This is a genomic window from Niveibacterium microcysteis (assembly GCF_017161445.1).
In the GTDB taxonomy this organism is placed as follows: Bacteria; Pseudomonadota; Gammaproteobacteria; order Burkholderiales; family Rhodocyclaceae; genus Niveibacterium; species Niveibacterium microcysteis.
In genome coordinates, this window is the sequence record NZ_CP071060.1 from 757,608 (window position 1) to 784,118 (window position 26,511).

19 protein-coding genes are annotated in these 26,511 nt (G+C 65.7%); 7 read left to right on the forward strand and 12 right to left on the reverse strand.

What is annotated here, in order from left to right:
• Positions 1–53 precede the first annotated feature (53 nt).
• The 3 genes from JY500_RS03570 to JY500_RS03580 form a co-directional block, all read right to left on the reverse strand.
• On the reverse strand, positions 54–1,700 hold the full coding sequence (locus JY500_RS03570; RefSeq protein ID WP_206255077.1) for a sensor histidine kinase: 1,647 nt from the start codon (positions 1,698–1,700) through the stop codon (positions 54–56).
• Between the two features lie 93 nt (positions 1,701–1,793).
• Positions 1,794–2,519 (reverse strand): DsbC family protein, encoded by a 726-nt coding sequence (locus tag JY500_RS03575; RefSeq protein ID WP_172203180.1) that lies wholly within the window; start codon positions 2,517–2,519, stop codon positions 1,794–1,796.
• A 15-nt stretch (positions 2,520–2,534) separates the two neighbouring features.
• On the reverse strand, positions 2,535–3,695 hold the full coding sequence (locus JY500_RS03580) for a UbiH/UbiF family hydroxylase (protein ID WP_206255078.1): 1,161 nt from the start codon (positions 3,693–3,695) through the stop codon (positions 2,535–2,537).
• Between the two features lie 176 nt (positions 3,696–3,871).
• Here JY500_RS03580 and JY500_RS03585 point away from each other — a divergent pair, with 176 nt between their 5' ends.
• A complete protein-coding gene (locus JY500_RS03585; protein WP_206255079.1) occupies positions 3,872–5,560 on the forward strand; it encodes an alpha-amylase family glycosyl hydrolase in 1,689 nt (562 codons plus the stop codon).
• Positions 5,561–5,627: 67 nt separating this feature from the next.
• On the opposite strand, the gene JY500_RS03590 is transcribed toward JY500_RS03585, so the two are convergent.
• Positions 5,628–6,542: a LysR family transcriptional regulator gene (locus tag JY500_RS03590; protein ID WP_206255080.1), complete on the reverse strand. Its 915-nt coding sequence runs from the start codon at positions 6,540–6,542 to the stop codon at positions 5,628–5,630.
• A 159-nt stretch (positions 6,543–6,701) separates the two neighbouring features.
• Between JY500_RS03590 and JY500_RS03595 the strand changes: the two genes are divergently transcribed.
• Positions 6,702–7,298, forward strand: a complete 597-nt coding sequence (locus JY500_RS03595; protein WP_172203176.1) for an FMN-dependent NADH-azoreductase — start codon at positions 6,702–6,704, stop codon at positions 7,296–7,298.
• Positions 7,299–7,363: 65 nt separating this feature from the next.
• Positions 7,364–8,260 carry a pirin family protein gene (locus JY500_RS03600; RefSeq protein WP_206255081.1) on the forward strand — a complete coding sequence of 299 codons (897 nt, stop codon included), beginning with the start codon at positions 7,364–7,366 and terminating at the stop codon, positions 8,258–8,260.
• 65 nt (positions 8,261–8,325) lie between these two features.
• Here JY500_RS03600 and JY500_RS03605 read toward each other — a convergent pair whose 3' ends face one another.
• From JY500_RS03605 to JY500_RS03640, 8 genes are all read right to left on the reverse strand, one after another.
• Positions 8,326–10,494: a TonB-dependent receptor plug domain-containing protein gene (locus JY500_RS03605; RefSeq protein ID WP_206255082.1), complete on the reverse strand. Its 2,169-nt coding sequence runs from the start codon at positions 10,492–10,494 to the stop codon at positions 8,326–8,328.
• A gap of 9 nt (positions 10,495–10,503) precedes the next feature.
• Positions 10,504–11,508 (reverse strand): L-threonylcarbamoyladenylate synthase, encoded by a 1,005-nt coding sequence (locus tag JY500_RS03610; protein ID WP_206255083.1) that lies wholly within the window; start codon positions 11,506–11,508, stop codon positions 10,504–10,506.
• A gap of 25 nt (positions 11,509–11,533) precedes the next feature.
• Positions 11,534–12,706, reverse strand: coding sequence for a 5-(carboxyamino)imidazole ribonucleotide synthase (locus tag JY500_RS03615; protein WP_206255084.1), 1,173 nt, complete (start codon positions 12,704–12,706; stop codon positions 11,534–11,536).
• A gap of 24 nt (positions 12,707–12,730) precedes the next feature.
• Positions 12,731–13,225: a 5-(carboxyamino)imidazole ribonucleotide mutase gene (gene purE / locus JY500_RS03620; protein WP_172203171.1), complete on the reverse strand. Its 495-nt coding sequence runs from the start codon at positions 13,223–13,225 to the stop codon at positions 12,731–12,733.
• Positions 13,226–13,302: 77 nt separating this feature from the next.
• Positions 13,303–14,160 (reverse strand): bifunctional methylenetetrahydrofolate dehydrogenase/methenyltetrahydrofolate cyclohydrolase FolD, encoded by an 858-nt coding sequence (folD, locus tag JY500_RS03625; protein WP_206255085.1) that lies wholly within the window; start codon positions 14,158–14,160, stop codon positions 13,303–13,305.
• Between the two features lie 78 nt (positions 14,161–14,238).
• Positions 14,239–14,721: a hypothetical protein gene (locus tag JY500_RS03630; protein WP_206255086.1), complete on the reverse strand. Its 483-nt coding sequence runs from the start codon at positions 14,719–14,721 to the stop codon at positions 14,239–14,241.
• 120 nt (positions 14,722–14,841) lie between these two features.
• A complete protein-coding gene (locus JY500_RS03635; RefSeq protein WP_172203168.1) occupies positions 14,842–15,474 on the reverse strand; it encodes a response regulator transcription factor in 633 nt (210 codons plus the stop codon).
• Complete coding sequence (locus JY500_RS03640; RefSeq protein ID WP_172203167.1) at positions 15,449–18,166, reverse strand: PAS domain S-box protein; 2,718 nt, start codon at positions 18,164–18,166, stop codon at positions 15,449–15,451. Before JY500_RS03640 ends, JY500_RS03635 begins: the two co-directional genes overlap by 26 nt.
• 121 nt (positions 18,167–18,287) lie before the next feature.
• Here JY500_RS03640 and JY500_RS03645 point away from each other — a divergent pair, with 121 nt between their 5' ends.
• The 4 genes from JY500_RS03645 (at position 18,288) to lpdA (ending at position 26,116) form a co-directional block, all read left to right on the forward strand.
• Positions 18,288–19,460, forward strand: coding sequence for an ABC transporter substrate-binding protein (locus tag JY500_RS03645; RefSeq protein WP_206256396.1), 1,173 nt, complete (start codon positions 18,288–18,290; stop codon positions 19,458–19,460).
• A 373-nt stretch (positions 19,461–19,833) separates the two neighbouring features.
• Entirely contained in the window at positions 19,834–22,512 is a 2,679-nt protein-coding gene (gene aceE / locus JY500_RS03650; RefSeq protein ID WP_172203166.1) for a pyruvate dehydrogenase (acetyl-transferring), homodimeric type, read from the forward strand.
• A gap of 90 nt (positions 22,513–22,602) precedes the next feature.
• A complete protein-coding gene (gene aceF / locus JY500_RS03655; RefSeq protein WP_206255087.1) occupies positions 22,603–24,294 on the forward strand; it encodes a dihydrolipoyllysine-residue acetyltransferase in 1,692 nt (563 codons plus the stop codon).
• 16 nt (positions 24,295–24,310) lie between these two features.
• Positions 24,311–26,116: a dihydrolipoyl dehydrogenase gene (lpdA, locus tag JY500_RS03660; RefSeq protein WP_206255088.1), complete on the forward strand. Its 1,806-nt coding sequence runs from the start codon at positions 24,311–24,313 to the stop codon at positions 26,114–26,116.
• Positions 26,117–26,511: the final 395 nt, after the last annotated feature.

A 26,511-nucleotide genomic window follows, 5' to 3' on the forward strand; every position in this document is an offset into this window, starting at 1 on the left:
AGGCTGCCACTGGCCTAGCCTGATAGCAGTATCGGCAAGGCCGGATACGCCGCTTACTCCGGCGTAGTGCGCGGTAATTCGATGGTCAGCGTCGTGCCGTGACCGGGCTCACTCGTCACGGCCACGTCGCCATCCAGCACGCCGGTGACGATGTTGTAGACCGCGTGCAGCCCGAGCCCGCTGCCGCCCTGCCCGAGGGCGGTGGTGAAGAAGGGGTCGAAGATCCGCTCCAGGTTCTCGCCGGAGATGCCCACCCCGTCGTCGCGGATGCGGATCGTCATCCGCACGGCATCGGCGTCGGCGGTGATCACGATGTTGCCGCCTTCGCGGGCCGCAAAGGCATGCTGATAGCAGTTGGCGAGGCAGTTGAGCAGCATCCGCTCCCATAGCGCCGGATAGCTATCCACTTCGATCGGGCCGGCGACGCGAACCTCTGTCTGAACGTCCTGGCGCTCGGCGCGGATCCGCGCCAACACTGCGCAGTCGCGCAGCAACTCGGCGACATCGAAGCGGCGGCGCTCGCCTTCCCGGCGGTCCGCCGCAGTATCGCGGAAGCGCACGACCAGCGCGGCCGCGCGCTCAAGGTTGCCCACCAGCTGCCGCGCACTCTCTTCAGTGGCTTCAAGGTAGTCGCTGAGCTCGGATCGACGGATACCGCTGTCAAGCGCATGGCGCATCTGCCCGGTGCGGTCTTCCAGCGCCGAGGCCAGCACCTTGGCGTTGCCGATTGGGGTGTTCAGCTCGTGCGCGACACCGACCACCACCTTGCCGAGGCCGGCGAGCTTTTCGGTACGTACCAGGCGTTGCCGCGTGTGGTTGAGGGTTTCGATCGTCTCGGAGAGTTCGGCATTTCGCTCGGCCAGTTCCTGGGTGCGGCTGGCGACGCGTTGCTCAAGTGTCTCGTTGAGTTCGCGCACCTCGCGCTGCGAACGCTCGAGTGCATCGATGCGCTCATCAATGGCGCCGGCCATCGTATTGAACGATGCAGCAAGCTGCGCGTACTCGTCGCGCCCGCGCTCATTCACATGGCGGCTGTAGTCTCCACCGGCAATCGCCTGCGCTGCGCGCACAAGGCGGCTGAGCCGGCGTGACAGCCGGAAGCCGGTCAGCCCGAAAAAGGCGGCGGCGAGTACGAAGCTCAAGGTCAGGATCAGCAGGCCGTCGCGCAACAATCCGTTCACGAGTTGCTTGAAGCCACCAACCCCGAGGCCGTACTGCAGGGTGCCCACTTCGTTCGCGGCGAGCAGGATCGGCTGACGCACATGCATCACGCCTTCTTGAACCGCGCGCTCGATGTCGGCGGTTGCTGCGGGCAAGGGGGCGCGTGGCACATGTCCGGCACTGACGATCGCCTCGCCCTTGGGGCCGATTACGACGAGATAGGTCAGGCCGGATTCACTATCGGATTCGGCCAGCAGTTCGCGCAGATAGTCCTGCAGCAGCTCTAGCCGCCCCTCTCCGGCGTAAGGGGCGATCGTCAAGTTGATCAGGCGCGACATCTGCGCGGTTTGCTGGCGCAGGTCGCGGTCAAGCGCGGCGCGAATCAGCCGGCTCGAGTTGAAGCCTAGCGCGAGCGCGAACACCAGCAGGATTGCGAGGCTGGCCAGTGTCAGGCGGATGCCGGACGATCGCCACCATCGGACCTTGGATAGATCCGATGGCACTGGTTTCGCGATGTCAGGCGTGGGCGTGGTGCCCATGAACATCCTCGTCGGGGCCACAAGTGGGGCCCATAGATCGACTACGGACGGGGGACGGAAATCTTGAGGGCAGGGCCATTTTGCCCCACGCCCTTACTTGCCCTTGGCCGGCTTGTTCTTCTCGGCTTGCGCAATCGCCTCTTCGAGTTTCGCGCGCGGCATGAAGCCGCCAAGGCGCGAACCATCGGCGAGGAACATCGTCGGCGTGCCGTTGATGCGCAGTTTGCGACCCAGCGCGACGTTCTTTTCGATCGGGTTGCTGCAGTCGGCCGCCTTGGCCAGCTTGCCGTCGATCATCCAGCCCTGCCACGTTGCCGAGCGATCCTTGCTGCACCAGATCGCTTTGGACTTTTCGGCCGAATCTGGCGAAAGGATCGGGTACAGGAAGGTGTAGATCGTCACGTCCTTGAGCTGCTGCGCTTCGGCTACGAAACGCTTGCAATAGCCGCAGTTGGGATCCTCGAACGTCACCAGCGTGCGCTTGCCATTGCCGCGCACCGTTTTCACCGCCTGGTCGAGCGGCAGGTCCCCGATATTTACCTTGTTGAGCACCGCCTGGCGCTCGGCCGTGATGTTGGTGCGACGCTTCAGGTCAACCAGCTGGCCGTCGATGAAGAAGCTGCCCTGCTCGTCGGTGTAGACCATCTCGCCGGTTTCCAGCACCACTTCATAGAGGCCGCCGTAGGTCGTCCGGGTGACGGACTGGATCGCCTCCTGGCCGATGAAATCGTTAACCGCCTTGCGGATTTCCGCCTCGCCGCCAAAGGCGGGGGCGGTGAGGGTGGCGAACAGCGCCGTGGCGGCGACGAGATGCTTCATCAAAAACTCCGAAGGTCAGATCAGGCCAGCCGCGTAGCGCACGAGGGCGCTGCGCACGACCGGCAGTCGGTTGGTTACTTGCATGCCGCCGTTGCGTAAGGCGGCCAGCAGCGGGTTGCGGGGGCGGAAGAGGCGGTTCAAGGCGTGGGTGACCCCCTGCATCAGCCGCACTTCCTCGTTACGCGCCCGGGCATAGCGGCGCAGGGTTGTCAGCTCGCCGCAATCGCGGTGTGCGGGCAGCCCGTTGAGCAGATCGGCCAGTACGCGGGCGTCCTGAAAGCCCAGGTTGATGCCGTGCCCTGAGAGCGGGTGGATCGCGTGCGCTGCGTCGCCAATCAACGCAACGCGCGGTGCGACGACCCGCGGAACCTGCATCAGCCGAAGCGGAAAGCCCGCAGGCGGGGTCACGAGTTCCAGCTTGCCAAGCCGGTTCCCGCCTGCCGCAGCCACCCGTGTGCAGAACTCATCGGGCGCCAGCGACAGCAATTCCCGTGCGTGTGCCTCCGGGGTGGACCACACAATCGAGATCCGGTTCTCGGGCAGTGGCAACCACGCGAGGATGCCGTCTTCGCGAAACCACTGGAAGGCGGTGTCGTGATGTGCGCCTTCGCACTTGAAGTTGGCCACGACGCCGAGTTCGCCGTAAGGGGTGGTGTGCACCGGCAGGCCCGCGGCACCGCGTACCCACGAGTCGGCGCCATCGGCCGCCACAACGAGGCGGGCACGGATGCGACGCCCGTCGTCGAGCGTCACGGTTGCCGCGTCGTCGTCGACGTCCAGTGCGTTGGGGCGCGCGGGGCACAGCAGGCTCAGATTGGGTTGGCGGCGCAGCGTTTCCCACAGCTCAACGGCCAACGGCGAAGCTTCCAGAATCCAGGCCAGCGCATCGAGGCCGGCGTCGTAGGCCGAGAAGTTCAGCGCGCCACCGCGATCGCCGAACACCTGCATCGCTTCGACGCGGTTGATGCGGCTTGCGTCAAGATGCTGCCAGGCACGGATGCGCGTGAGGAAGTCGACGTTCGTCGGGCTGACGGCGTAGACGCGTGCATCCCAGCCATCGGCGCGGCGGGGCGGACGGGCTTCGAGCATGCCGACGCGCAGCGGGCTGCCGGCCAGGGCGCAGGCGAGGCTACCGCCGGCGAGGCCGGCGCCGACGATCAGGACATCCAGTTCCATGAGTTGGAATCAGCGCGAGGCGTGAAAGCGAGACCCGCCATTCTGCCCGAGCCGGAGGTAACTTTGAATTTGTCGCAAACAGCAAAATTGGTTGGGTGCCGGCGTGCCAATGCAACCTAGAATCTTCCACTGCGTCTTATGGGCGCCGAAACAATTTTTATAAGAGGTGGATCAGCATGCGAAGTGAGCTGAAGCGACGGATTCTGGCGTCTTGCCTAGCCCTGGCCGGGCTGGCCGCCTGGCCGGTTTGTGCCGAAACGCCCGCCGCCCCCGCGGCCAAGGCGCCTGCAGCCGTAGCGGTACCCGCTACGGTGGATGGGTTCTCCGATGTCGGCCCGGTGCCGTTTGCGCCGGTGGATAGCGGCCTCGCTCCCGACTGGTACAAAAAGGGTGTGTTTACCGAGATCCTCGTGCGCGCCTACCAGGACAGCAACGGCGACGGCATCGGTGACCTCAAGGGCCTCACGAGTCGGCTGGACTACCTCAAGTCGGTCGGCATCACCGGCATCTGGCTGATGCCGATCTTCCGCAGCAGCGACCATGACCACGGCTATGCGGTCGAGAATTACCGCGAGATCGAGCCCGACTACGGCACGCTGGCCGACTTCGACAACCTGATCGCCGAGGCGCACAAGCGCGGCATCGGCATCATCGTCGACTATGTGATGAACCACAGCTCGGCCGACCACAAGCTGTTCGACGCCTCCATGAAGGTCAAGTCGCCCTACCGCGACTGGTATGTCTGGGCGCAGCCGCACCCCGAAGGCTGGACGACCTTCTCGGGCGACCCGTGGCGCGAGATGGGCGATTGGTACTACTACGCTGCCTTCGATGCCGGCATGCCCGACTTCAACCTGCGCAAGCAGGAGGTGGTCGATTTCCACATGAACAACCTGCGCTTCTGGCTCAACCGCGGCGTGGATGGCTTCCGCTTTGATGCGGTTGGCGTGCTGTACGAAAACGGCTCGATCGCATGGGACAACCAGCCGGAAAACCATGTGCTGATGAACAAGGTCCGTCAGCTGCTGGACCAGTACGGCAAGCGCTACATGGTGTGTGAAGCACCGAGCGACCCGGTGCCGTTTGCCGGCGAGAACTCGTGCGGCAGCGCGTTTGCGTTCGGCCTGCAGAAGCACATCGTGCATAGCGTGAAGATGGGCCGCGTGATGCCCGATCTGCTCTACACGCTGCAGACCTTCCCGGTCGCACGCATGGGCACGATCCTGTCGAACCACGACTGGTTTGCCGGTGCGCGCCCGTGGCGCCAGTTCAACGGCGATGTGAAGAGCTACAAGATGGCCGCGGCCACCTTGCTGACGCTGCCGGGCATGCCCTTCATCTACTACGGCGAAGAAATCGGCCTTGGCCTGTCGGACGAGAGCTACCACGACGACCAGAAGATCCGTGGCCCGATGGCCTGGGATGCGAACCAGCCCTTTGGTGGCTTCACCAACTCCGACTCGGCCTTCCGCCCGCTGGTGCAGAACTGGAAGACCAACAACGTCGCTGCCGAAGACGCGAACCCGACGTCGCTGCTCAACTGGTACCGCGCCCTGATCGGGCTTCGCGACAATGAACCGGCCCTCTCGGTTGGCAGCTTCAAGCCCATCTCGGCGCAGGACGAGCAGATCTTTGCGTTCGAGCGTGAGTACGAAGGCACCCGGATGCTGGTGCTGCTCAACTACGCCTACCGCGACGGCAAGCTCGATCTGCCCGCCGGCTTCGATGCCAGCAAGTGGCAAACGGTCTTCCCGGCCGGTGGTCAGCTCAAGGTGGCACCGAAGAAGGTCAAGAAGGGCGAAGCCGCGAAACTCGAATTGCAGATGGGCACGCAGGAAGTGATGGTGCTCAAGGCGATCAAGTAAGCCTGAGCCGCCAGCTGCAAAGAAACGCCCCGCATCGTCGGGGCGTTCTTCTTTGCGTTTGCCAATCTCAGGGGATGGGCCTGCGGTCGCACCGCGCCAGGGTTTCGGTCAGGCGGTCCACGAACGCCCGAGTCTTGGCGGGCACCCAGCGCCGGCTCGGCATGACCGCCCAAGCGGTGACCGGCGGGGCAGCCCAGTCGGGCAGCACCCGCAACAGCTCGCCACGCGCGACGTGCGCGGCGACGAAGTCCTGCGGCACGAGCGCAATGCCCGCGTCGCGCAGGGCAAAGCCAATCATCAGGCCCATCGAGTTCGCGATCAGGCGCCCTGGCGGGTTGCCTTCCCAGCGCTCGTTGCCACGACGCAGCCGCCAGATCGCCGGATCGCCGTCGCGGCTCAGCAAGAGCACGGCGCGGTGGTCCAGCAGCGCCGGCGGCTCGGACGGTGTGCCGTGCGCCGCCAGATAGCGCGGCGACGCGAACAGGCCCGGCCGCACATCCGCCAGACGGCGGGCGACCAGCGTCGCGTCGTCGGGCAAATCGCCCATGCGCACGGCCAGATCGAAGTTCTCGCCGACCAGGTCCACCCGCCGCGGCGACAGGTCCAGTTCAAGGGTGACCGCCGGATAGCGCTCTGCGAAGTCCACCAGCATGTCGGCGAGCACGGTTGCCGCGAAATCAGCCGGCATCGAAACGCGCAGACGGCCACTTGGTTCGCTCTGCCTGTGTTCGGCGAGCGCCGCAGCGGCATCCACTTCCTCCGCCAAGCGGTTGGCGTGCTCGAGCAGACCCTGGCCGAAGTCGGTCAGCGTCAGGCGGCGGGTGGTCCGGGTCAGCACGCGTTCGCCCAGGTTCGCTTCGAGCGCGGCGATTCGGCGCGATACGGTGGACTTGGGCAGGCCGACCCGTTCCGCCGCGCGGCTGAAACTGCCGCTCTCGGCGACGCGGGCGAACAGCAGCAGGTCGTTGGCGTCCAGTTGCATCGGGGCTCCAATCCAGAAAAGCAGCCGCTATTGTTGCATTGGCGGAACGATGTTGTGCGTTTTAAGGGCTTCTGGTGCAGATTGGTCCGCAATAAAGTCTCTCCACACCACAGCGCTTGCAGCCCTCCCGGCTCGGCGCCCAACCGAACGGAGACTCACATGAACATCCTGCAGATCAATACCAGCGCCAAACGCAACGCATCGGAATCGACCCGCCTCGCCAACCGCATCACCGAGAGCCTGCTGGCCAAGCATGCCGGCGCTAACGTAACGGTGCGCGACCTCGCAGCGAATCCCTTGCCCGCTATCGACGAAACGATCCTTGGCGCGCTGTTTACGCCAGCAGACGCCCGCACCGCGGCGCAGAACGAGATCGTCGCCGCGAGCGACGCACTGATCGCCGAACTGCAGGCCGCCGACGTGCTGGTGTTGGGCGTGCCGATGTACAACCTGGGTGTGCCGGCGCAGGCCAAGCACTGGATTGACGCGATTGCCCGTGCCGGCGTGACCTTCCGTTACACCGCCAACGGCCCCGAGGGGCTGGTCAAGGGCAAGACGGTCTACCTTGCGCTGACCCGCGGTGGCATCTACCGTGATACGCCGATGGATACGCTGCTGCCTTACTTGCGCACGGTGCTGGGTTTCCTTGGCATGACCGACGTGCGCCCGGTGTTTGCCGAAGGTTTGGCGATGGGCGCGGAGGCTGCCGTCAAGGCATTCGCCGAAGCTGAACGCGAAATCGAAGCGCTGGTCTGAGCGCTTGGGGTTATCGGCGGCCGGCCGCCCTCGGGCGGTCCGGCCCCGCAACGAAAGGAATCATCATGAACGCGCCCGAAACCATCACGCTGACCCGCTCCCGCAAGGTCGAGCGCCTCGTCACCGGCGTGCCGACCTCCGACGGCGCCGGGGTCAAGCTGACCCGTGTGCTGACGCAGCCGCTGCAGCGCCGGCTCGATCCCTTCCTGATGCTGGACGCCTTCGGCAGTGAATCGGCCTCCGACTACATCGCCGGTTTTCCGCCGCATCCGCACCGCGGGTTCGAGACCATCACCTACATGCTCACCGGCCGCATGCGTCATCGCGATAGCGCCGGCCATGAAGGCCTGGTCGAGGACGGCGGGGTGCAGTGGATGAGCGCTGCGCGCGGCGTGATCCACTCCGAAATGCCGGAGCAGAACGAAGGCCGCATGGAAGGTTTCCAGCTTTGGTTGAACCTGCCGGGCGCGCACAAGATGGATGCGCCGTGGTATCGCGACATTCCGGGCGCGGCAATCCCTGAGTTCGTCGACGCGGGCGGCGCTACGGTGCGCGTGATCGCGGGGGAAAGCCATGGCGTGGCCGGTGCGATGCAGCGGCCGGATACCGAGCCGCTGTATCTGGACGTGCATCTGCCGGCAGGTAGCCGCTTCGAGCAACGCATTCCGGCGGGGCACAACGCCTTCGTCTATGTTTATCGCGGCGAAGTGGCGCTGGGTGGTGACCAGGACGGGGTGGGCGAGCGGCGCATGGCGATCCTCGCGAACGCCCCGGATGCGGAGGGCGTTGTGGTGCAGGCTTGCCGCGATGCACGATTGATCATTGTTGCGGGTAAGCCGCTTGGTGAGCCGATCGTGCAGTACGGCCCCTTCGTGATGAACACCCGCGAAGAGATCGAGGCGACGTTGCGCGAATTCCGTGACGGCAGCTTCGAGGCCCAGGCCGGCTCGCTGGCGGGCTGACGCGTCGGGCAGTTCTGCTTGGCCCGCTTCTCGGTCGCGCGCGGTTTGGCGACTGGGAAGCGGGCCTAGAACTTGAGTTCGAGTGCCAGTTGCCAGGTAGGCAGGCCGGCGACCTTGATGCGCTCATCGGCCACCGGCTGCCCGCCGGTTTCCGCGGTGGTCCGGCTGCTGCTACCCCAGCCGCCCAGGTTGGAGCCACTCAGGCGCAGCAGGGCGTCGCGCGTCATCGCCCAACTTACGTAGGCGTCGTACACCGTCTTGTCGCCCACGCTGCGCGTCTGCTGGTCGGAGAGCCGCACGGTGTAGCTGTGCGCCCAGTTAACGTTGCCGCCGAGTTTCCACCCCGGTCCGGCGGGCTGCCATTCAAAACCGAGGTTGGCGATCTGGTCGGGCGTGTCTTCCAGCTTGTTGCCGGCGTCGTCGCGTGTTTGCGTGTGTGTGTAGTTGCCGTTGATCTGCAGTACGGGCCCGGCCGGAAGCCAGCTCGTGAGGTTCAGCTTCCATTCCAGCTCCGCACCGCGGACCTGCGCCTGCCCCTCGTTAACCGGGCGTGATACCCAGCGGCCATCGGCGCCCAGCGTCAGCTCGCGGCGGATCAGATCGGTGATGCGGCGGGTGAACAGGTTGGCCGAGGCCATGCTGTGCGCATCGAAGTAGCGTTCTAGCGCCAGCTCGAAGCCCCATGCGGTTTCAGGTCGCAATTCGGGGTTGCCGCTGCGATCCGGCCGCGTCAGGCTGTTGTCGGGTGCGCGCACCGTCAAGCCCGAGAGATCGTCCAGGCGCGGCGCGCGGAAGGTGCGCGCGAGGCTGCTGCGTAACACCGTAGCCCCGGCTTCACCGAACTTTTGCGCCAGTTGCAGCGACGGCGCCCAGATGCCGTAGCGCGCGATCAGCGGCGCCCCGGCGCTGTCCTGCGTGTGGGAATGCAGCACCTCACGACGCAGGCCACCGGTGAGTGTCGTCGTCTCGAACGGGCGCCATTCATCCTGCAGGTAGGCCGCGGCGTTCAGCTCTCGCTGTTCGAGATTGTCATTGGACGAGATTGCCGCTGCGCCGGTCTCCAGCGTGGCTGCCTGTTCGCTGCGGCGGTTGTCGGTCCATTCCGCGCCGATTGCCGGCGTGTGCGTTGCGCCCTCGGCTGCAGCCCAACGCAGCGACGCGCTGCTGCCCTGTTCCCGCACCGTCGTTTGATTGTCGCTGATGCTGCTGGTGCTGCCGGCTGCGTCGTACTCGTTGCGCAGTGTGCTGCTGCGTTCGCGGTTGCCGTTCAGGCCGAGGCGCAGGTTCAGTGTGTCGCCGTCGTTCCAACGCAGGCGCCAGCCGCCGCCGAGTCGCCACAGATCCCGCTCGCGGCTGCTGTCTTCATGGGCAGTGGCCGCCTTGGGTGTGCCGAACAGGGCTTGCGTGTGTTCATCGCCGTGCGCTTCGCTCTCGGTGTGGGTGGCGAAGAGTTGCAGGCTCAGTTGGTTCGCGCGGTCGAGCCGCCAAGTAAGGCGCGGGGCGAGGCTGGCGTCGCGGGTGCGCTGTGTCACCTCGCGGTGCGTCAGCGCCTCGGTCTCCAGCGCTCCGCTGTCGTCGTAATCCAGGCTATGCCGCATCTGGTCGGCAATCTGGTCGCGCTGGTTGGCGTTGGCCGAAAACAGCCACGACAAGCCGCCGCTGCGGCCGGTGTTCTGTAGCCCGATCTGCGGCGACACATGGCCGTCGACTTCCGACAGGCCCGGGCGCAGCCGTGTCTGCGCGCGCCCTGCATCATCGCGCAGCACGATGTTGATGGTGCCGGCCACCGCCTGTGCGCTGAATTCGGCGACGCCGCCGCGCACAATCTCGATGCGTTCGATCATCTCGGCCGGAATCAGGTCGATCGGGCCGGCGCGGTTACGCCCGTGCCCGCCGATCCGTTCGCCATCAACCAGAATTTGCGTGTAGGCGCCGCTCAGCCCGCGCATCTTCACTTCGCCCGGCGAACCCGGTGCGCCACTGACGGTTACACCCGGCAAGCGCCGCAGCAGATCACCGACCGTCGCCTCGCCATACTTCTCGATTTCCTCGCGACCAATGATGACCTTGGCTGTGGCGGCATCGCGCCGAGCGGCTTGGGCGTCGCGCGTGCCGGTTACGACGATCCTGGCCGGTTCGCTATCGGGCGCCGCAGGGGATTCACGGGTTTCACCGGCGCTGGCGCGTGCGGCGAGCCCGATCAGCAGCCAGCACGGCAGACGGAACACGCGCACGGCGGGGGCTCAGGTTTCGTCGTCTTCGCCAGAGCCGACCGCGGCGCGGCCCAGCCGGTCGAGCACCGCTTCCCAGCCGGCTTCCGCGGGCGGCGCTTCGACGAGGATCTGGCTGGCGCCGAGCGCGTCGAGCGCGCGCAGGTTGGCGTAGAGGTCGTGCGCGAAGCCGGCGGCGCTCGCCGGCGCCTGGATCCAAACGCGGTGCGCCAGCGTGCTCGCGGTTCGGCGCGCGATCACGGCCGCCTCGGGGCCGGCACTGGCGAGCGCGGATTCCAGGGCTTCGCTTGCGACGAGGGCGAGTGGCGTGCGCGGCGCGTAGTGCGCGGCGAGTGAGCCTGAAACGCGCGGCGTATCTTCGGTGTGCGCCGCGGCCGGCGCGCGCATCGCCGGGCGGCGGCCGATCACGGCGGCGACTGCATCCGGGCCGATCGCACCCGGGCGCAGGATCACCGGCCCGGCTTCGTTCAGACGCGAGAGGTCGAGGATCGTCGATTCGATACCGACGTTGCAGGCGCCGCCGTCGAGGATCATCGCGACGCTTTCGCCCAGTTCGTCGAACACATGCTGAGCAGTGGTCGGGCTGATGCGGCCGAAGCGGTTGGCCGAGGGCGCCGCGATACCGCCGCCGAAGGCGCGCAGCAACGCGAGCGCGACGGGGTGATCCGGCACGCGCAGGCCGACGGTGTCTTGCCCGCCGGTGACCACGTCCGGCACATCCGCTTCCTTCTTCAGGATCAGCGTCAGCGGGCCGGGCCAGAAGGCGCGGGCGAGTGCGATTGCTTCCTTCGGAATCTCGCGCGCCCAAACGGTCAGCGCTTCGGCGTCGGCCAGATGCACGATCAGCGGGTGGTCGGCTGGGCGCCCCTTGGCGGCAAAGATCTTCGCCGCCGCCTGTGGATTGGCGGCATCCGCACCCAGCCCGTACACCGTCTCGGTCGGCAGCGCGACGAGTTCGCCCGCGCGTAGCAGGGCCGCGGCGCGGGCGAGCGATTCGGGTGTCGGGTTCTGGATCATCTGCGGGCGTCAGTGCGCTGGGCGCTTACTCGTCCTGAATGCCGATGGCCTTGCGCGCAGCCATCGCGGTCTCGATTGCCTTGGCCGGATCAGCGTCGATCACCGTGAAGTGGCCCATCTTGCGGCCCGGGCGGGCGTGGTGCTTGCCGTAGAGGTGCAGCTTCAGGTTCGGGATCGCGAGCAGCTGCGACCAGTCCGGCTCGCGGTAGTGGCCGTGCGAATCCGGGCCGGGCTGGGTCGGGTCGTACCAGATGTCGCCAAGCAGGTTCACCATCACCGCGGCGCTGTGCGCGCGAGCGTCACCCAGCGGCAGGCCGACCAGCGCGCGCACCTGCTGTTCGAACTGATCGGTGACGCAGGCGTCGATCGTGTAGTGGCCGCTGTTGTGCGGGCGCGGCGCCATCTCGTTTACATACAGCTCGCCGCGCGAAACGAAGAACTCGACCGCCATGGTGCCGATGTAGTCGAGCTGCTCGGCGATGCGCTCGGCCAGCTCTTCAGCGGTATCGCGCTGGCAGCCGGAGGCGCGCGCCGGTGCGATCGAAACGTCGAGGATGCCGCGTGCGTGCGCGTTCTCGGCGGTCGGGAAGCATTTCACCTTGCCATGCTCGTCGCGCGCCAGCACCACCGACACTTCGTAGTCGAGCTTGAGCATCTGCTCCAGCACGCAGGCTTCGCCCTTGAAGGCCTGGAAGGCGGCGAGCGCTTCGTCGTGATTCGCGACGCGCGCCTGGCCCTTGCCGTCGTAGCCGAAGCGGGCGACCTTCAGGATGCCGGGGAAAAGCACGGACGGCGCGTTGCGCACATCGGCTTCCGTGTTGATCGGCGCGAAGGGGGCGTGCGGGATGCCGTTGTTCGCCAGAAAGGTCTTCTCGGCAACGCGGTTCTGGCAGATCGCAACGGCGTCCGCCGAGGGGCGCACCGGCACGAACTTGGCGAGGTAGTCGAGGGTGCCGGCCGGCACGTTCTCGAACTCGGTGGTGATCGCCGCGCAGCCGGCGGCCAGTTGATCCAGCGCGGCGTAGTCGTCGAAAGCTGCTTTCAGGTGGCGATCGGCGGCGACGCCGGCCGGGCTGTTGGGGTCCGGGTCGAGCACCCAGACCTTGTAGCCCATCTCATGGGCGGCCAGCACAAAGAAGCGGCCGAGCTGGCCACCGCCAAGCATGCCCAGGGTGGCGGGCGGGAGGATTGCGCTCATCTGCTCAGTCCGTCGGCGAGAAGTTCAGACTTCGTCGAGTTTCATGTCCAGCACGCTCTGCGTCTGCTTGGCGCGGAATGCGTCGAGCATGATGCGCAGGCGGCTGTTCTCGTTGGCCAGCATCGCAACCGCGAAGAGGCCGGCGTTGGCCGCACCCGCTTCGCCGATCGCGAAGGTGGCGACCGGGATGCCCTTGGGCATCTGCACGATCGAGTGCAGGGAATCGACGCCCGAGAGCGCCTTGCTTTGCACCGGCACGCCGAGCACCGGCACCGTGGTCTTGGCGGCCAGCATGCCGGGCAGATGGGCTGCACCGCCAGCGCCCGCGATGATCACCTGCAGGCCGCGGTCGCGCGCCGCTTCGGCATATTCGAACATCAGGTCCGGCGTGCGGTGGGCGGAGACGACGCGCGCTTCGAAAGGCACGCCGAATTCCTTGAGGATGCGGGCGGCGGCCTGCATCGTCGGCCAATCCGAGTTGGAGCCCATCACGATGCCGACAACGGGTTGTTCGTTCATTTTTTCGTCCAGAGAAGCAAGATCGCGGATGGGCGTGCGTGGTCACGCCTCATCCGCATGTCCGCGGGGGCGGGTGTTCAGGCCTTGGCGGCCGCGCGTTGTGCGGCAAGCAGGGTGTTACCGAGCAGCATCGTGATCGTCATCGGGCCGACGCCGCCGGGCACCGGCGTGATCAGCGAGGCGACCTGGCTGGCGGATTCGAAGTCGACGTCGCCGCAGAGCTTGCCCGAGGGCAGGCGATTGATGCCGACGTCGATCACCACCGCGCCGGGCTTGAGCATGTCGCCGGTGACGAAGTTCGGGCGGCCCACCGCGGCGACGACGATGTCGGCGCGCTTCACATGGCCGGCGAGATCCTTGGTCTTGGAATGGCACACGGTGACCGTGGCGCCGGCGGAGAGCAGCATTACGGCCATCGGCTTGCCGACGATGTTGCTGCGGCCGATCACGACGGCGTCGGCGCCCTGCACCTGAACGCCGCCGACTTCCAGCATCTTCATCACGCCCCACGGGGTGCAGGGGTAGAAGCTCTCGCGGCCCTGCAGCAGCATGCCGAAGTTCTCGGCATGGAAGCCGTCGACATCCTTGGCCGGGTCGATTGCTTCGAGCACGGCCTCTTCATCGAATTGCTTGGGCAGGGGCAGTTGCACCAGGATGCCGTGCACGCTCGCGTCGGCATTGAGTTCGGCGATCTTCGCCAGCACTGTTTCGGGCTGCGCGTCAGCCGCATATTCGAACTTCAGCGAACGGAAACCGGCTTTCTCGCAGGCGGCGACCTTGTTGCGGACGTACACCGCCGAGGCGGGGTCCGATCCGACGAGGATCACGGCGAGGCAGGGCTGGGCGCCTTGCGCGGTGAGTTGGGCTGCCTTCAGGGCGATGTCTTCGCGGACCTGTTCGGCGATTGCCTTGCCATCGAGAATGCGGGCGGTCATGGGCTAAGTCCCGGAATATTCAGGAAAACCGGGCAGTTTACCACCGCGTTGTCGGGGCGGCGAGCGCTTTGTCAGGGCTCAGGCGTAGGCTTCGAAGCGCTGTGTGGTCGGCGCACTTGAGTTGGCTGCCTGGTAGGCGCTGGCAATGCGCGCCGCGGCGGTGCTGGCATCTCCGCTTGCATCGGCGGTTGGCGCTTCGGCAGTTGTTTCGTCCTGCGGCGGTGGGGCCTCGGGCGTGCGTACCCTGAAGGCAGTGAAGTCATTCGACTCGTTCTGGTGGGCGAGCCAATCATTCGCTGCCTCGGCTGATTTGGCGTAGGTCTTGATTGTCTGCATCGCCATTTGCGTCCGAACGACCTGGCTGCTGAGTTCGTTGACGAAATCAACGTAATCGCTGCTGTGGCCCTTCTTGTTCATTTCGCGCTGGATGACCGCGCTTTGCATCATGACCTTGCCGGCGGAGCCGGTGAAGTCAAAGCGCTGGGCGATGTCGACGCGCCGCGTGCCGGGCTGCGTCGGATGGGTGGCTTGGATCGGGAGGGTGGCTGAGATCGGGGACATTGCGGGCGCTCCGTAGCGATGCTTGATCGTATCGGGGGCTCCGCAAAAAGACCCTAGCCCGACGGGACAGTGGTTTGTCCTGCCGGGCCGCGGTTGCGGTTCTATTGCGTCGGCGTGTGCTCAGCGCCGCGGGGCGTCGGCGCTCATCACCATTTGCACCAGTTCAGCGAGCGATGAGACGCCCATCTTCTCCATCACGCGGGCACGGTGTACCTCGACTGTCTTGATGCTGATGCCCAGGTCGTCGGCGATCTGCTTGTTGAGGCGGCCGGCGACAATGAGATCCAGCACCTCGCGCTCGCGCGTGGTGAGCTGGTCGAGTCGGCGCGCGGTTTCGGCGTCCTGGCGGCGTTGCGTGCGCTGGCTGCGCTCGGCTTCGAGGCACTGCCCGATCAGGCGCAGCATGTCCTGGTCGTTGAAGGGCTTCTCGATGAAGTCGACGGCGCCTTTCTTGAGTGCGGATACCGCCATCGGCACGTCGCCGTGGCCGGTGATGAAGATCACCGGCAGCGTGGAGTGCTGCGCCACCAGCTTTTCGTATAGCTCCAGGCCGCTCATGCCGGGCATGCGCACATCCAGCAGCAGGCAGCCGGTGAGCGTGGGGCTCCAGGCCGCGAGGAAGTCTTCGGCCGAGGCGTAGGTGGCCACCGTGTAGCCTTCGGATTCGAGCAGCCAGATCAGCGAGTCGCGCAGCGCCTCGTCGTCGTCAACGATATGGACGGTCTGTTCAGGCAGGTTCGACGAGTTGTTCAAGGGCTTTCTCCGTCGGGAGGGTGAATCGGAAGATCGAGCCGCCTTCGGGGTTGTTGTCGACCCAAAGACGTCCGTTGTGGAATTCGATGATCGAGCGGCAGATGTTCAGGCCCATGCCCATGCCGTCGCTCTTGGTGGTGTAGAAGGCGTTGAAGAGCTTTTCGCGGTCTTCTGCGCTGATGCCGTGGCCGTGGTCCAGCACCGACACCTCGATCGTGTGTTCGGCGACGCGCGCGGTCACGGTCAGCACACGGCGGTCTTCCTCGCTGTCCTTCATCGATTCGATGCCGTTCTTGACGAGGTTCAGCACCACCTGCTCGATCATGATGCGGTCGGCAAAGATCGGCGGCAGGTCAGGTGTGATGCGGTTGTCGATGCGCGCGCCATGCTTGCGGGCGTCGATCTCGGCAAAGCCGAGCGCATCTTCGACGATGTCGGAGAGTCGCACTGCGCCGCGCTGTGGCTCGCTCTTGCGTACGAAGTCACGGATGCGGCGGATGATCTTGCCGGCGCGGTCCGCCTGGTGCGCCGCCTTCTGCATGGCCACCAGCAGTTCTTCGGGCTTGTAGCGTCCGCTCTGCAGCCGGTTCACGCAGCCCGAGCTGTAGTTGGCGATCGCCGAGAGCGGCTGGTTCAGTTCGTGTGCGAGCGTGGAGGCCATCTCCCCCATCGTGATCAGCCGCGAGGTGCGTTGCAACCGCTCTTCCTGCTGGCGGTTGAGTTCTTCCACCGTCTTGCGGTCGGTAATGTCGGTGGCGACCGCCATGCGCACGACGCGGCCGTCGACCCAGCGCGTCGCACGTTCGCGCACATGGAACCAGCGGGCAGAGATCGGGTGCTGCAGTTCGCCGTCGAAGAGTTCGCGCGGCAGTTGTGCGGCGGTCAGGCGGCGCGGGTCGACCGGATAGTCGCCCAGCTCGGGTTGCGGTAACGCTAGGCTGTGCGTAGTGCGGCCGATCGCGTCGAGGCCGAAGTCGGCAAGGAAGGCGCGGTTGGCGTAGAGAATTGCATCGCTCTGCACGTCGGCAACGAACACCGCGGTATCGAGCCCGTCCAGCACCGCCACGAAGCGCTCGTGTGCCGCGCCGAGTTCGGCCTGGATGCGCTTGGATTCGGTGATGTCGCTCATCGCGGCCATCCAGCCGGTCTGCTCGCCTGCGGCATCCACCAGCGGCGACACCATCAGCCGCGAGTATCCATAGCTGCCGTCCTTGCGGCGGATGCGCAGTTCGAAGCCGTCGGCCGGCGCTTCGCCGGACAGCGACTGGATCAGGTGCTGACGCTGCTGGTCAATTTCGTCCTCGGGCCAGTAGGGGAAGGGCTCCTCGATGCCGACCAGTTCTTCTTCCGAATAGCCGGTGAGCTGGCAGAAGGCGCGGTTCACATAAATGATGCGGCCCTTCATGTCGGTCGCGCGCAGGCCGGTCAGCACCGATTCTTCCATCGCTTTGCGGAAGGCCGATTCGGCGCGCCACGCATCTTCGGCAGCCTTGCGGTCGGTCACGTTGTGCGCCACTGCGTAGATCACACGTTCGCCGGGCACCGGGTTGGCGCTCCACACCAGCCACTTGTAACGATCGTCCGCGCACTTCATGCGCGCCTCGAAGGTGGCGGGGCGGCCTTCGGCCAGCAACCGCATCTGTTCGCGCGCGCTGTCGAGATCGTCCGGGTGCACCAACTCCAGCAGTTGGCGGCCGACCATGTCGTCGGCGGCATAGCCGAGGATGCGCTCGAAGGCCGGGTTGAGGCGCCGGTAGTGGCCGTCCAGCGTCATCGTGCACAGCACGTCGAGCGACAGGTTGAAGATGCGGTCGCGTTCCTTCTCCACCTTGATCCGCCGCAGCATGTGGCCGCGCTGCGCCCAGAGGCTCCAGAACACCAGCACCGAGAGCCCGATGATCAGCGACACCGGTAGCGCGCTGGGCAGCTCGGCCTCGCCGCGGAACGCCGTCGCGCGCAGCGCGAGACCATTGCCGGGCGGGTCAAACACGATCAGCGACGACAGCGACGAATCGGTCGCGTTGGTCGAAGTGGCGTTGCTCGCGAGTGGTTCACCGTTGCCGTCGGTGAGCACGAGGCGGTACTTGTCGGAGAACCACGAAGGCACCAGGTGGTGCAGCAGGCCATCGACCGAATACACCGCGGCGACCATGCCCCATGGCGAGCGCCCGCGTTGCACCGGGATGAATACTTCCACCAGCGCGCTGCCGCTGGCGCCACGGTAGGGCTGGCCGTAGGCAGCACGGCCGATCTCGCGTGCATGGCGGGCGACCTGGCCTTGCTCCGGCGTCATCGCATCGCCCGGCAGCCAGTCGGTCGTGTCGAAGGGGGCCGTCCAGCGCACTTTGCCGCTGGCGTCGATCCAGACGACGTTCAGCAGCTCCGGGTTGTTCGCCAGGTACTGGTTGGTGCGCAGCTGGAAGGTGTCGGCATCCACCGTGCCGGAGGCAATGTCGCGCGTCAGCTCGTTGAGGAAGTCCTCGTTGGCGACGAAATGCGTGCGCATCGTGCGCTCGGCCCACTGCACGTCGCGTCCCAGTGCGTTGCGCTCGACGAGCTCTTCCTGTGTCTGCAGCATCCAGACGATGGTGAGCATGGCGAGTGCGAACACCACCACGGCCACGTAGGGGGCGGTGGTGAAGAGTTCGAGGCGACTTGCGCCTTCCTTGCCGGAACGGGGCAGAATGTTCATCTTGGAATCTGGGCGCCGGGGGGCATTGTCCGGGTTCGCCTGCCGTCGGCGATAGGGGTTTCCCCCGCACGGCGCTGCAGAGACAGAAGAATAGCGGAGGAGAGCGCTCTTGATCGCATCCGTGCTGCGTGTTTTCGCGTTATGCCTGCTTCTGTCGCCGTGCTGGGCGGCGGATTCCATCCGGATCGGTGTGTCCGGTCCATTCACAGGCGGATCGAGCCCGATGGGGCTGTCGATGCGCGATGGCATCCGCATCGCGGCGGCCGAGATCAATGCCGCCGGTGGCGTGCTGGGGCGGCCGGTGGAATTGGTCGAGCGCGATGACGAGGCGCGCAACGAACGTGGTGTTGCGGTCGCGCAGCAGCTGATCGGGCAGGACAAGGTGGTCGCGATGGTGGGCATCGTAAACACCGGGGTCGCCTTGGCGAGCCAGCGTTACTACCAGTCGGCCCGGATTCCGGTGATCACCGCGGTGGCGACCGGCTCGCTGATCACCCGCCAGTTTCTGCCGCCCGCGTATGCCGATAACTACATCTTCCGCCTCTCCTGCGCGGATGCCTTGCAGGCCGCGATGATCGTCGACGAGGCGGTTGAGCGGCGGCACTTCACGCGGGTGGCGATCCTGCACGACGCAACCAACTATGGGCAGCTTGGGCGAAATGACCTCGAGCGCGCGCTGGAAAAACGCGGCCTGCGTCCGGTGGCGGTCGAACGCTACAACCCGGGTGACGTGGATCTCTCGGCGCCCGTGTTGCGCGCCAAACGCGCCGGGGCCGAGGCGATCCTGACCTACGGTATCGGTCCGGAACTTGCCCGTATCGCGAACGCCACTGCCAAGCTGGGCTGGAAGGTACCCATGATCGGCAGCTGGACACTGTCGATGTCCACCTTCATCGACAGTGCCGGGCCCAACGCGGAAGGCGCGCGGATGCCGCAGACTTACCTGGTCGAAGACCCGCATCCGCGCGCGCAGGCTTTCCGCGAGGCCTGGCAGAAGGCGGCCGGTTCCGACCGGATGTTGTCGCCTTCAGCCGCGGCGCAGGGCTACGACGCGCTGCGTCTGCTGGTCGCGGCGATCCGCCAGGCCGGCACCACCGAAGGCCCGAAGATCCGCGAGGCGCTGGAGGATCTGCATGACCCGGTGGACGGCGTGCTGATGACCTATCAACGGCCGTTCTCGGTCAGCGATCACGAGGCCATCAAGACGAGTCGCATGGCTTATCTGGCTGAAGTGCGCCGCGGGCAGGTCGTGTTCGCCTACGACGACGATCGCAAACGGGCGGCCAGTCGTTGACGCTGCCGCCGTGAAGGCGGATGTCTCTTTCTTGGCCGCGATGGCCTTTCCTCTGAAGCGCTCGAATGGCATGCCAAGCAGCCTGTTCGATCGCGCGGCGCAGAAAATGTTGCATTGCATCAATGGTTTGCAAACGCCCGTTTGAATCTCGGGCGTTGCCTGTTTGAGCAATTTTCTATTGCACGATGCGGTAAGCTGTTTTATCTTCTGAAAAGTAACGCCGATTTCCCGCTGGCCGCTGCTTCAGCCACGGATTAAGCTAGAACTGCGCGCGCCCACGATGGACTGCCGCAGGACTGGATACGCAACCGCCGCCCACCGAGGCGGCGGGTTTTTTGATTGCCCGAATCAAACGAGGAAGGAGATCGCACCGATGGCCTCTTTGCCCAACGTGCTGCTGCAGTCCGACATCGACGCGCAGGAGACGAAGGAGTGGCTTGAAGCGCTCGCCGGCGTGCTGGCCCAGGAAGGACCTGAGCGCGCCCATTACCTGATCGAGCGCCTGATCGAAGCGGCGCGCGAAGATGGCGCCGACATTCCGTACAGCGCCAACACTGCATACATCAACACCATCCCGGCTGAACAACAGCCGAAATACCCGGGTGACACCACGATCGAAAGCCGCATCCAGGCTTTCCTGCGCTGGAACGCCATGGCGATGGTGGTGCGCGCGAACAAGGACACCAACGTCGGCGGTCACATCGCCTCGTACGCGTCGGCCGCGACGCTGTATGACGTGGGCTTCAACTGGTTCTGGAAGTCGCCTTCCAACCCGGACGGTGGCGACCTGATCTTCTTCCAAGGGCACTCGATCCCGGGCGTCTACGCTCGTGCGCACATGCTCGGCCGCCTGACCGACGAGCAGCTCGACAACTTCCGCCAGGAGACCTCGGGCAAGGGCGTGTCGTCCTACCCGCACCCCTGGCTGATGCCGGATTTCTGGCAGTTCCCGACCGTGTCGATGGGCCTCGGCCCGCTGCAGGCCATCTACCAGGCCCGCTTCATGAAATACCTCGACAACCGCGGCCTCGCCAAGACCGAAGGCCGCAAGGTCTGGGCCTTCCTCGGCGACGGCGAGATGGACGAGGTCGATTCGATGGGCGCGATCGGCGTGGCCGGCCGCGAACAGCTCGACAACCTGGTCTTCGTCGTGAACTGCAACCTGCAGCGTCTCGACGGCCCGGTGCGCGGCAACGCCAAGATCATCCAGGAACTGGAAGCCGAATTCCGCGGCGCCGGCTGGAACGTCATCAAGGTTATCTGGGGCACGCACTGGGATACGCTGCTGCAGCGTGACAAGGCGGGCATCCTGAAGAAGCGCATGATGGAGGCGGTGGACGGCGAATACCAGACCTTCAAGTCGAAGGACGGCGCCTACGTTCGCGAGCACTTCTTCAACACACCGGAACTCAAGGCGCTGGTCGCCGACTGGACCGACGACGACATCTGGCGCCTGAACCGCGGCGGCCACGATATCTTCAAGGTGTTTGCAGCATACAAGGCCGCCACCGAGCACAAGGGCCAGCCGACGCTGATCCTCGCCAAGACCATCAAGGGCTTTGGCATGGGCTCTTCGGGTGAAGCGCAGAACATCACCCACCAGCAAAAGAAGATGAATCACGAATCGCTGCTGCGTTTCCGTGACCGCTTCGAGATCCCGGTGCCGGACGACAAGGTCGACGAGATGCCGCTGGTGAAGTTCGAGGAAGGCTCGCCAGAGCTCACCTACATGCGCCAGCGCCGCATGGACCTCGGCGGTTATCTGCCGAGCCGTCGCGTCAAGGGCGATACGCTGCAAGTGCCGGCGCTGAGTGCGTTCGATGCGCAGCTGAAAGCGTCCGGCGAAGGCCGCGAGTTCTCGACCACGATGGCCTTTGTCCGCATCCTCAACACGATGCTCAAGGACAAGAACATCGGCCGCCACGTCGTGCCGATCGTGCCGGATGAGTCCCGCACCTTCGGGATGGAAGGCATGTTCCGTCAGTTCGGCATCTGGAACCAGTTCGGCCAGAAGTACGTGCCGCAGGATCACGACCAGCTGATGTTCTACAAGGAGAGCCGCGAAGGGCAGATCCTGCAGGAGGGCATCAACGAAGCCGGTGCAATGAGCTCGTGGATCGCCGCGGCGACCTCGTACTCGGTGCACAACGTGCCGATGATCCCGGTCTACATCTACTACTCGATGTTCGGCCACCAGCGCGTGATGGATCTGTGCTGGGCGGCAGGCGACTCGCGCGCCCGCGGCTTCCTGATCGGCGGCACCGCCGGCCGTACCACGCTGAACGGCGAAGGCCTGCAGCACGAAGATGGCCACTCGCAGATTCTCGCGAACCTGGTGCCCAACTGTGTCACCTACGACCCGACCTTCTCGTACGAGCTGGCGGTGATCGTTCAGGACGGCCTGCGCCGCATGTACGGTGAGCAGGAAGATGTGTACTACTACATCACCGTGATGAACGAGAACTACGAGCATCCGGCGATGCCCGAGGGCGCGGAAGCGAACATCCTCAAGGGGATGTACAAGTTCCGTGAAGGCGCGAAGGGCAAGGCAAAGCAGCCGCGCGTTCAGCTGCTCGGTTCCGGCACGATCTTCCGCGAAGTCATCGCTGCGGCGGACCTGCTGCGCGAAGACTGGGGTGTCGAGTCCGACATCTGGGGCTGCCCGAGCTTCAACGAGCTGGCGCGCGACGGTATCGACGTCACCCGCTGGAACTTGCTGCACCCGCTCGAAACGCCGCGTGTGTCGCATGTCGAGACCCTGCTGAAGGACACGACCGGCCCGGTGATCGCCGCGACCGACTACGTCAAGCTGTTCAGCGAGCAGATCCGCCCCTACGTGCCGCGTCGCTACGTCACGCTCGGCACCGATGGTTACGGCCGCTCCGATACCCGCGAAGCCCTGCGCAACCACTTCGAGGTGGATCGTCGCTGGGTCACGGTTGCTGCCCTCAAGGCTCTGGCCGACGAAGGCACGATCGATCGCGAAAAGGTGGCGCAGGCGATTGCCAAATACGGCATCGACATCAACAAGCCGAACCCCATCACCGTCTGATCGCAAACCCCGCGCAGTGGGCCGCCTGGATGCGGCCTGCTGCACCGGCGCGTTTGCGTCGCGGGGATTGCCTCCCACAGAGGAACGCACATGAGCCAACTCATCGAAGTGAAGGTTCCCGACATCGGCGACTTCAAGGACGTGCCGGTGATCGAGGTGGCTGTCAAACCGGGTGATTCGGTCGAGGCCGAAGCCACCCTGCTGACGCTGGAATCGGACAAGGCCACGATGGATGTGCCGAGCCCGGTTGCCGGCGTGGTCAAGGAAATCAAGGTTGTCGTCGGCGACAAGGTCGCCGAGGGCACGCTGGTCGTGATCCTGGAAGCAGGCGCCGCCGCTGCGCCGGCGCCCGCCCCGGCAGCCGCCGCTGCAGCCCCTGCACCCGCACCCGCGGCGGCCGCCCCTGTCGCGGCTGCTCCCGCGCCGGCCGCACCGGCTGCTGGCGGTGGTCTGGTCGAAGTTACGGTGCCGGATATTGGCGACTTTGCCGACGTGCCGGTGATCGAAGTGGCCGTGAAGGTGGGCGACACGGTCGCCGCCGACGCACCGGTCGTCACGCTCGAATCCGACAAGGCAACGATGGATGTGCCGACGCCGGTGGCTGGCGTCGTCAAGGATGTGAAGGTCAAGGTCGGTGATCGCGTGTCGCAAGGCGCGCTGATCCTGGTGATCGAGGCTGCGGGCGGCGCTGCCGTGCCGGCCGCTGCAGTGGCGCCGGCTCCGGCGCCTGCTGCGGCCCCCGCACCGGTGGCTGCTGCACCCGCTGCCGCTGCACCCGCTGCCGCGCCCGCCGTGGCTGCTCCGGTTGCGGCTGCGCCGGCGATCACCGCGCCGGCCGGCAAGGCTCACGCCAGCCCGTCGGTGCGCCGTTTCGCGCGCGACCTGGGCGTCGACATCGCCAAGGTGCCGGGCACCGGGCCCAAGGGCCGCGTGCTGCACGAAGACGTGCAGAACTTCATCAAGGGCGTGTTCAGCCAGATCTCGACCGGCGCGCTGGTGCCGGCCGGGTCGGCGGGCGCTGCAGGTGGCGGCGTCACCGGTGGTGGCGAGCTCAACCTGCTGCCGTGGCCGAAGGTCGACTTCAGCAAGTTCGGCCCGGTCGACGCCAAGCCGCTGTCGCGCATCAAGAAGATCTCTGGCGCCAACTTGCACCGCAACTGGGTCCAGATCCCGCACGTCACCAACCATGACGACGCGGACATCACCGATCTGGAAGCCTTCCGCGTGCAGATGAACAAGGAACTCGAGAAGAGTGGCGTCAAGCTGACCATGCTCGCGTTCATGATCAAGGCGGCGGTTGCGGCGCTGAAGAAGTTCCCGACCTTCAACGCCTCGCTCGACGGCGACAACCTGGTGCTCAAGCAGTACTACCACATCGGTTTCGCTGCCGACACGCCGAACGGCCTGGTTGTGCCGGTGATCCGCGATGCGGACAAGAAGGGCGTCTCCGCGATCGCACAGGAAATGGGCGAACTGGCGAAGCTCGCACGCGACGGCAAGCTCAAGCCCGACCAGATGCAGGGCGGCTGCTTCACGATCAGCTCGCTGGGCGGTATCGGTGGCGTGTACTTCACGCCGATCATCAACGCGCCAGAAGTCGCCATCATGGGCGTCTGCAAGTCGCAGATCCGCCCGGTGTGGGACGGCTCGGCCTTTGTGCCGCGCCTGATGCTGCCGCTGTCGCTGTCGTGGGATCACCGCGTCATCGACGGTGCCGAGGCTGCCCGTTTCAATGCTTACTTCGCCGGCGTGCTGCAGGACTTCCGCCGCGTGCTGCTCTGAGCCGGAGACCTCAAGGATGAGCCAGATTATCGAAGTGAAGGTGCCGGACATCGGCGACTTCAAGGATGTGCCGATCATCGAGATCGCGGTCAAGCCGGGTGACACCGTCAAGGCCGAAGACGCGCTGCTGACGCTCGAATCCGACAAGGCGACGATGGATGTGCCGAGCCCGGCTGCCGGCGTCGTCAAGGAGCTCAAGGTCAAGGTGGGCGACCGCGTAGGCGAAGGTGCCGTGGTGCTGACGCTGGAAGCGGCTGCTGCTGCCTCTGTTTCCCAAGCTGCCGCCGAAGCGCCGAAGCCCGCAGCGCCCGCAGCGCCCGCTGCCGCCCCGGCTCCTGCGGCAGCCCCGGCGGCCCCGCTGCCTGCCGGCAGCTACAGCGGCGCAGTCGATATCGAGTGCGAAATGCTGGTGCTGGGCGCAGGCCCCGGCGGCTACTCCGCCGCCTTCCGCTCGGCCGACCTCGGCATGAAGACGGTGATGGTCGAACGCTACCCGACGCTGGGCGGCGTGTGCCTGAACGTCGGCTGTATCCCGTCCAAGGCGTTGCTGCACGTGGCAAACGTGATCGAGGAGGCCTCGCACTTTGCCGACGTGGGCGTCGCCTTCGACAAGCCCACGGTGGATCTGAACCGCCTGCGTGCGCACAAGGAAAAGGTCATCGGCAAGCTGACCGGTGGCCTCGCCGGCATGGCCAAGGCGCGCAAGGTCGATATCGTTCGCGGCTACGGTCAGTTCCTCGACGCCTACCACCTGGAAGTGGCGCTGACCACCGGTTCGGGCTCCGAGCTGAGCGGCGAGAAGAAGGTCATCCGCTTCCAGAAGGCCATCATCGCGGCTGGTTCGCAGGCGGTGAAGCTGCCCTTCCTGCCGGACGATCCGCGTATTGTCGATTCCACCGGCGCGCTGGAACTGCGCCAGGTTCCGAAGCGCATGCTGGTGATCGGCGGCGGCATCATCGGCTTGGAAATGGCGACGGTGTATTCGGCGCTGGGCGCGCGCATCGACGTGGTCGAAGCGCTGGAAGGCCTGATGACCGGTGCCGACCGTGATGCGGTCAAGGTCTGGGAAAAGCAGAACCTGCACCGCTTCGACAAGGTCATGCTGAAGACCCGCACGGTGGGTGTGACGTGCCGGCCGGATGGCATCCTGGTGAAGTTCGAAGGCGAAAACGCTCCGGCCGACGAGCAGAAGTATGACCTGATCCTCTCCGCTGTGGGCCGCAGTCCCAACGGCAAGAAGATCGGCGCCGAGAAGGCCGGCGTGCATGTCACCGACCGCGGCTTCATCCCGGTCGACAAGCAGCAGCGCACCAATGTGCCGCACATCTTCGGTATCGGCGACATCGTCGGCCAGCCGATGCTGGCGCACAAGGGCGTGCATGAAGCACACGTCGCCGCGGAAGTGGCAGCCGGTCAGAAGTCCTTCTTCGACGCGACGATCATTCCGTCGGTGGCCTACACCGAGCCGGAAGTCGCCTGGGTTGGCGTGACCGAGATCGATGCCAAGGCGAGTGGCCGCAAGATTAACGTGGCGAAGTTCCCGTGGGCCGCTTCGGGTCGTGCCATCGCGAACGGCTGCGATTACGGCTTCACCAAGCTGATCTTCGACGAAGAGACGCATCGCGTGGTCGGCGGCAGCATCGTCGGCCCGAACGCGGGCGACATGATCGGCGAGATCGCGCTGGCGATCGAGATGGGTTGTGATGCGGTGGATATCGGCAAGACGATCCACCCGCACCCGACGCTGGGTGAGTCGATCGGCATGACGGCAGAGGTCTTCGAAGGCACCTGTACCGATCTGCCGCCGATGAAGAAGAAGTAAGAACGTCTCGGGGGAGACTGACTGCGCTTCCGACCCGGGCCCCCCTGGGGGGAGGCCCGATGCCTGGCCGCTTGGCTGACGCATCGGGAGCGCAGGGAGCTCCCGCCTGATCGGGCGGTGAGTTCAATTGGAACGCGGCGGCTCTACGGAGCCGCCGCTTTTCCATTCAAGGGCTTGCGGCGCTTGGTGCCGGCGATGCCATAAAAATATTGAATGGCGATTTCCTTGCTTTGGTGCGGAAGGTGGATTAGGGTTAACCCTGACGGACGCCCGGAGACGCACAGAGCTTCCCGGTGAAATCCCTCCCTCCCCGCATCGGGACGCGCATGGCTCCTCCCCCTTGTCATGACGCCAGCCGTGCGCACCGGGCTGTTCCTGTCACCCAATGGCGAGCG